Here is a 6,160-nt window from a genome sequence, read left to right as displayed (position 1 = left end):
CCCCCCCCCCCCCCCCACCACCCCCCCCCCCCCCCCGCGCCCGCGCCCCCCCCCCCCCCCCCCCCCCCCCCCCGCGCCCCCCGGGGCCCCCCCCCCCCCCCCCCCCGCAAGGGGGGAGGGAAGACGTGCCCTAAGCGATCACGCCGCCGTCGCCTCCTGCCCGCCCGCGCGCTCCTGCGCGAGCTTGGTCACCGCCACCTGATCGACCTTGCCGGTGCCGAGCATCGGGATCGCGTCGACCACCACCACCTCGGCCGGGATCGCGAGGTCGGGGGCGCCCCGGCCCTTGGCGAAGGTCTGGTAGGCGGCGCGCGTCGCGTCCTTGCGCTGGGTGAACAGCACCAGCCGCTCGCCCTTGCGCGCGTCCGGCACCGCGGCCACCGCGCTCGGGCTGTCCGGCCACAGGTCGGCGGCGGTCGCCTCGATGCCGGCGAGCGAGATCATCTCGCCGGCGATCTTGGCGAAGCGCTTGGCGCGGCCCTTGATCGCGACGAAGCCCTGCGCGTCGATGGCGACGATGTCGCCGGTGTCGTGCCAGCCGTCCGGCGGCGGCTCCAGCACGCCGGGGTTCTCGGCGCGCAGGTAGCCGAGCATGATGTTGGGGCCGCGCACCACGAGGCGGCCGCCCTCCTCGATGCCGGGGACCGGGTCGAGGCGGTGCTCCATGCCCGGCACCAGGCGCCCGACGGTGCCGAAGCGGTTGAACATCGGCGTGTTGACCGCGACCACCGGTCCGCACTCGGTGACGCCGTAGCCCTCGAGGATGCGCAGGCCGAACTTCTCCGCGTAGGTCCGGCGGGTCGAATCCTTCACCGGCTCGGCGCCGGCCACGACGTAGCGCAAGCTGCGCAGGTCGTAGGCGTGCGCCACCTTGGCGTAGCCGGTCAGGAAGGTGTCGGTGCCGAACAGGACCGTGGCGTTCGAGCCGTAGACCAGCTCCGGCACGATCCGGTAGTGCAGCGGCGACGGGTAGAGGTAGACCGGCACACCCGAGACCAGCGGCAGCACCAGCGCCGAGGTCAGCCCGAAGGCGTGGAAGATCGGCAGCACGTTGAACACCTTGTCGGATGGCCCGAAATCGATCCGGGCCGCGACCTGGGCGACGTTCGAGAGCATGCCGCGGTTGGCGACCATCACGCCCTTCGGCGTCCCCTCCGAGCCGGAGGTGAACAGGATCGCGGCCGCATCCTCTCCGGTCCGCGCCACGAGGGGCCTGCGCGCTGCCAGCAGTCCGCGGATCTTGTCGCCCGTCGTGATCGTGGCGCGCACGTCCTCCAGGTAGATCAGCTCGACCTTGTCCTTGATCGCCTCGACGAGGGGCCCGAGGCGGCCCTTCTCGATGAAGGCGCGCGAGGTGAAGATCTTCGTCACCTGCGCCGCCGTGCACGCGGAGAGGATGTTGGCCGCGCCGGCCGAGAAGTTGATCATCGCCGGCACCCGGCCGGCGGAGGCCAGCGCGAAGAACGTCACCGCGGCGCCGTTCGCGTTGGGCAGCATCAGCCCGATCGCCCGCCCCTCCCCCGCCAACGGCATCAGCTTGCGGCCGAGGATGTTGGCGCCCATCACGAGGCGGGAATAAGTGAGCTTGCCCGAGACCGGATCCTCCAGCGCCGTGCGGCGCCAGCCGAAGCGCTCGGCGGCCGCGATCAGCGCCGTCATCACGCTCCGGTCGATGTCGGTTGTGTCGAACACCAGCTCGGACATGATGCCGTAGAGCGCCGCGCCCGCCGCCTGCCGGCGCGCCTTGCCCTTCAGCTCCGGGTCGACCCCGAGCTTGACCGGCGGCATCACCGTGACGACCACCTTCGGCCACCAGCGCCGCTTCACCTGATCGCGGGACAGCCGCGAGAACACGGTCTTCTCGAGCCCCTCGATCCGCACCGGCAGGACCATCGCGCCGGACTTGTCGGCGATCAGGCCGGCGCCGTCGTAGACCTTCATCAGGCTGCCGGTGACGGTGAGGCGGCCTTCGGGGAAGATGATCAGGGTCTCGCCGCCCTTCACCGCGTTGATCAGCGAGCGGGTGGCGAGCGGCCGGGTCGGATCGAGCGGCATCGCCTTGGTGACCCGCAGGAACGGCTTCACCCACCAGCGCTGCGCGATGCCGTGGTCGACGGCGAAGACCGGCTCCTGGTCGAGCAGCGACAGGGCGAGCGGCGCGTCGAGGAACGAGACGTGGTTCAGGGCGACGATGCAGTTCGCGCCGGCCTTCTCCACGTTGTCGAGTCCGCGCACCTCGAGCCGGTAGAACGCCCGGAACAGGATCGACAGGAAGTCGCGGAACGGGCTCGTCTCCAGGGTGACGAGGACCACGACCGCGACGACGAGGTTGAGCACCGCCACGAGCGCCAGCAGCGTCGCGCTCGAGAAGCCGGCGCCCTGAAGCGCGGCGAGCGCCAAGGTGCCGCCGACCATGAAGGCCGCGGTCATCACGTTGACGGCGCCGATGATGCGGGCGCGCTTGTCCTTGTCGGTCCAGGCCTGCACCGCGGCAAACGACGGCACGATGTAGAGGCCGCCGGCCATGGCCAGCCCGAGGAAGTCGATCGCCACCCGCAGGCCGGAGCCCGTGCGCAGGAAGTCGGCGGCGCCGATCATCGCGCCGGGCTCGGGCGCGTGGTGGGCGACCGTCCAGGCGAGGTCGAGGCCGAACAGGGCCATCAGCAGCGCGCCGACGGGGGTGGGCAGCAGCACGATCCGCCCGCTGCACAGCCACGAGGCCAGGCCCGAGCCCAGCGCGATGCCGACCGAGAACACCGCGAGCAGCAACGTGACCACCGTCTCCGAGCCGTTGAAGTCGTGCCGCACCAGCAGCGGCAGCAAGGACAGCACCACCACACCGACGAGCCAGAACCAGCTGACGATGATCGAGCCGCGCCACAGGCGGCGGTCGCTCCACAGGTCGCGCAGCAGGGCCACGGTGGAGCGCGCGACGTTGCGGTCGACCTGCAGGTCGGGCGCGCCCTCGCCGGTACGCGGGATCGCCCGCGCCGCGAGCCAGCACAGCACGGCAAAGGCCATGATCAGGCCGCCGAAGACGAGGTGCGAGCCGCCCATGGCGCTGGCGAAGCCGGCGGCGATCGTGCCGAGCAGGATCGCGAGGAAGGTCGCGGCCTCGACCAGCGCGTTGCCGGCCGGCAGCTCCTCGCGGCGCAGGTGGTCGGGCAGGATGCCGTACTTGATCGGCCCGAACAGGGCCGCGATCGTCCCGAACAGCCCGAGCGCGACGAACAGGATCGGCACCGAGGCGAGGAAGAACCCGAGCACCGCGGTGCCGGCGGCGAAGATCTCGGCGAACTTCAGCCGCTTGGCGATCACCGCCTTGTCGTAGCGGTCGGCGAGCTCGCCCCCGAGGCCCGACAGGATGAAGAACGGCCCGATGAACACGGCGCTCGCCAGCGTCACCAGGATGCCGGAGTCGGAATCGCCGCCTTGCGAGACCTTGAACAGGATCAGGAAGGCGAGCGCGTTCTTCAGGAAGTTGTCGTTGAAGGCCGAGAAGAACTGGCACCAGAACAGCGGCGCGAAACGCCGGGCGGTCATCAGCGAACGGAACATGGCGGTCTCCCCGGCTGGGCCATGACTGGCTCAACCCGTGCGGTCGCGTCAAATCCCGGGCCCGGTGCGATCCACGCTGGACGACGGCATTTGAACAACGTGCAAACTAAGCGATCGCGGGCGGTGCGCAAGCTTGTTCTTGCACGCCGTGCAATCTATCGCTGCATCCCGTGCGCGACCGCACGGGACACCGCGGATGCATAGCGTGAAGACCGTTAAGAAGCGCGCCGCCGGCCCGCGCGGCGACGTCGACCGGGCCGGCTTCCTCGCGCTGGTCTGCGAGGCCGCCGAGGGCATCGTCCGGAACCAGGGCGTGCGCGCCCTCGGGATGCGGCCGCTCGCCGCCGCGATCGGCTACGCGCCGAACTCGATCTACAATGCGGTCGGCGATCTCGACGCGGTGCTGCTGCGGGTGAACGCCCGCACCTTCGCCCGGCTGCGGGACGCGCTCGCGGCGGCCCTCGACCCGGCGGGGTCACCGCGGGCGAACGCGGCGGCCCTGGCCTCCGCCTACCTCGCCTTCGTCGCCGCGGATTCGGCGATCTGGAGCCTCGTCTCCGACGAGGCGCCCGCGCGCGGCGCCGCGGTGCCGGACTGGTACTGGGAGGCGTTGGCCTCCGCGACCGGCCTCGTCGACGGAACGCTGGAGCCGCTGCTGCCCGACGCCGCCGAGCGCGCCCAGGCGGTGGCCGCCCTGTGGGCGTCGCTGCACGGGCTCGCCTCGCTCTCGACCTCGGGCAAGCTCGGGGCGCTGACCGACGCCGCCCCCGCGGACCTCGCGCGGATGCTCGTCGCCCGCTTCCTGGCGGCGGATCCGGCGGGCTGATTGACCGCTCCCGCGAAACCGGGTTGTTGGGCGGAAAGTCCCTGAGAGATCGAGCGAACCATGGTCCTGAAACGCGTGCCGACGACGCCGTTCTCCGATCAGAAGCCCGGCACGTCCGGCTTGCGCAAGAAGGTCGCCCACTTCCGCCAGCCGCACTACGTCGAGACCTTCGTTCAGGCGATCGTCCAGTCCGTCGCCGGCCGCGAGGGCGCGACCCTGGTGCTCGGCGGCGACGGGCGCTTCTTCAACCGCGCGGTGGTCCAGACCACGCTGAAGATCGCCGCCGCCAACGGCTTCGGCCGCGTCCTCGTCGGCCGGGGCGGCCTGCTCTCGACGCCGGCCGCGTCCTGCGTGATCCGCAAAGCCGGCGCGATCGGCGGCATCATCCTCTCGGCGAGCCATAATCCCGGCGGGCCGGACGGCGATTTCGGCATCAAGTTCAACACCGCCAACGGCGGCCCGGCGCCCGAGAGCGTCACCGAGGCGATCTATTCCGCGACGAAGACGCTGACGGAATATCGCATCGCCGACGTGCCCGACCTCGACCTCGACCAGGTCGGGGCGACGCGGATCGGCGACATGGTCGTAGAGGTGATCGATCCGGTCGCCGACTACGCCGCGCTGATGGCCGAGCTGATCGATTTCGACGCGATCCGCCGCCTGTTCGCATCCGGCTTCCGCATGCGCTTCGATGCGATGAGCGCGGTGACCGGCCCCTACGCCCACGCGATCCTCGAAGGCATGCTCGGCGCCGAGCCCGGCACGGTGGTCAACGGCGAGCCGAAGGAGGATTTCGGCGGCCACCACCCCGATCCGAACCCGGTCCACGCCCACGACCTCTACCAGCTGATGCTCGGCCCCGACGCGCCGGATTTCGGCGCGGCCTCGGACGGCGACGGCGACCGCAACATGATCGTCGCGCCGGGCCTGTTCGTGACCCCGAGCGACAGCCTCGCGATCCTGGCGGCGCACGCAAGCGTCGCGCCCGGCTACGCATCCGGGCTCGCCGGCATCGCCCGCTCGATGCCGACGAGCCGCGCGGCCGACCGCGTCGCGGCCCGCCTCGGGATCGGCGCCTACGAGACGCCGACCGGGTGGAAGTTCTTCGGCACGCTGCTCGATGCCGGCTTGATCACGCTCTGCGGCGAGGAGAGCGCCGGCACCGGCTCGAACCACGTCCGCGAGAAGGACGGGCTGTGGGCGGTGCTGCTCTGGCTCAACATCCTGGCCGCGACGGGCAAGCGCGCCGACGCGATCGTGCGCGAGCACTGGGCGGAGTACGGGCGCGACTACTACACCCGGCACGATTACGAGGAGATCGCCTCGGACGCCGCCAACCGGCTGATGGACGGGTTGCGGGACAAGCTCGCGGAGCTGCCCGGCCGGCGGATCGGCGACGTCACGGTCTCGGCGGCGGACGATTTCCGCTACGTCGACCCGGTCGACGGCTCGGTGAGCGAGCGCCAGGGCATTCGCGTCACCTTCGCGGAGGATGCCCGCATCGTCTACCGCCTGTCCGGCACCGGCACGGCGGGCGCGACGCTGCGCGTCTACATCGAGCGCTACGAGGCGGCGCCGGACCGGCTCGAGCGGCCGGTCGCCGCGGTGCTGGCTCCGCTGGTCGCCGTCGCCCGCGAGCTGGCGGAGATCGAGGCGCTGACCGGACGGGCCGAGCCGAGCGTGGTGACGTGAGCCGGAACCGATCCCGGTAGACTACCGGTTGCGGAGGTGCCGGGCGGCGCTTGGCATATTGTGTGCCTCCCATGTCGGCACGAG

Annotated in this window: 3 protein-coding genes; 2 read left to right on the top strand and 1 reads right to left on the bottom strand. The window is 71.6% G+C overall.

All coding sequences use genetic code 11. The features are described 5' to 3' along the window. Positions 1–138 precede the first annotated feature (138 nt). Positions 139–3,558 carry an acyl-[ACP]--phospholipid O-acyltransferase gene (locus FV227_RS15665; RefSeq protein WP_147859407.1) on the bottom strand — a complete coding sequence of 1,140 codons (3,420 nt, stop codon included), beginning with the start codon at positions 3,556–3,558 and terminating at the stop codon, positions 139–141. Between the two features lie 205 nt (positions 3,559–3,763). Here FV227_RS15665 and FV227_RS15660 point away from each other — a divergent pair, with 205 nt between their 5' ends. Together FV227_RS15660 and FV227_RS15655 are read left to right on the top strand one after the other, a co-directional pair. Further along, positions 3,764–4,384, top strand: a complete 621-nt coding sequence (locus FV227_RS15660) for a WHG domain-containing protein (protein ID WP_246686535.1) — start codon at positions 3,764–3,766, stop codon at positions 4,382–4,384. 60 nt (positions 4,385–4,444) lie between these two features. After that, entirely contained in the window at positions 4,445–6,076 is a 1,632-nt protein-coding gene (locus tag FV227_RS15655; protein ID WP_147727157.1) for an alpha-D-glucose phosphate-specific phosphoglucomutase, read from the top strand. Positions 6,077–6,160: the final 84 nt, after the last annotated feature.

The organism is Methylobacterium sp. WL119, assembly GCF_008039875.1.
GTDB lineage: Bacteria > Pseudomonadota > Alphaproteobacteria > Rhizobiales > Beijerinckiaceae > Methylobacterium.
Note: the sequence above shows the minus strand (reverse complement) of the source record. Positions and strands in the feature narration are given on the sequence as shown.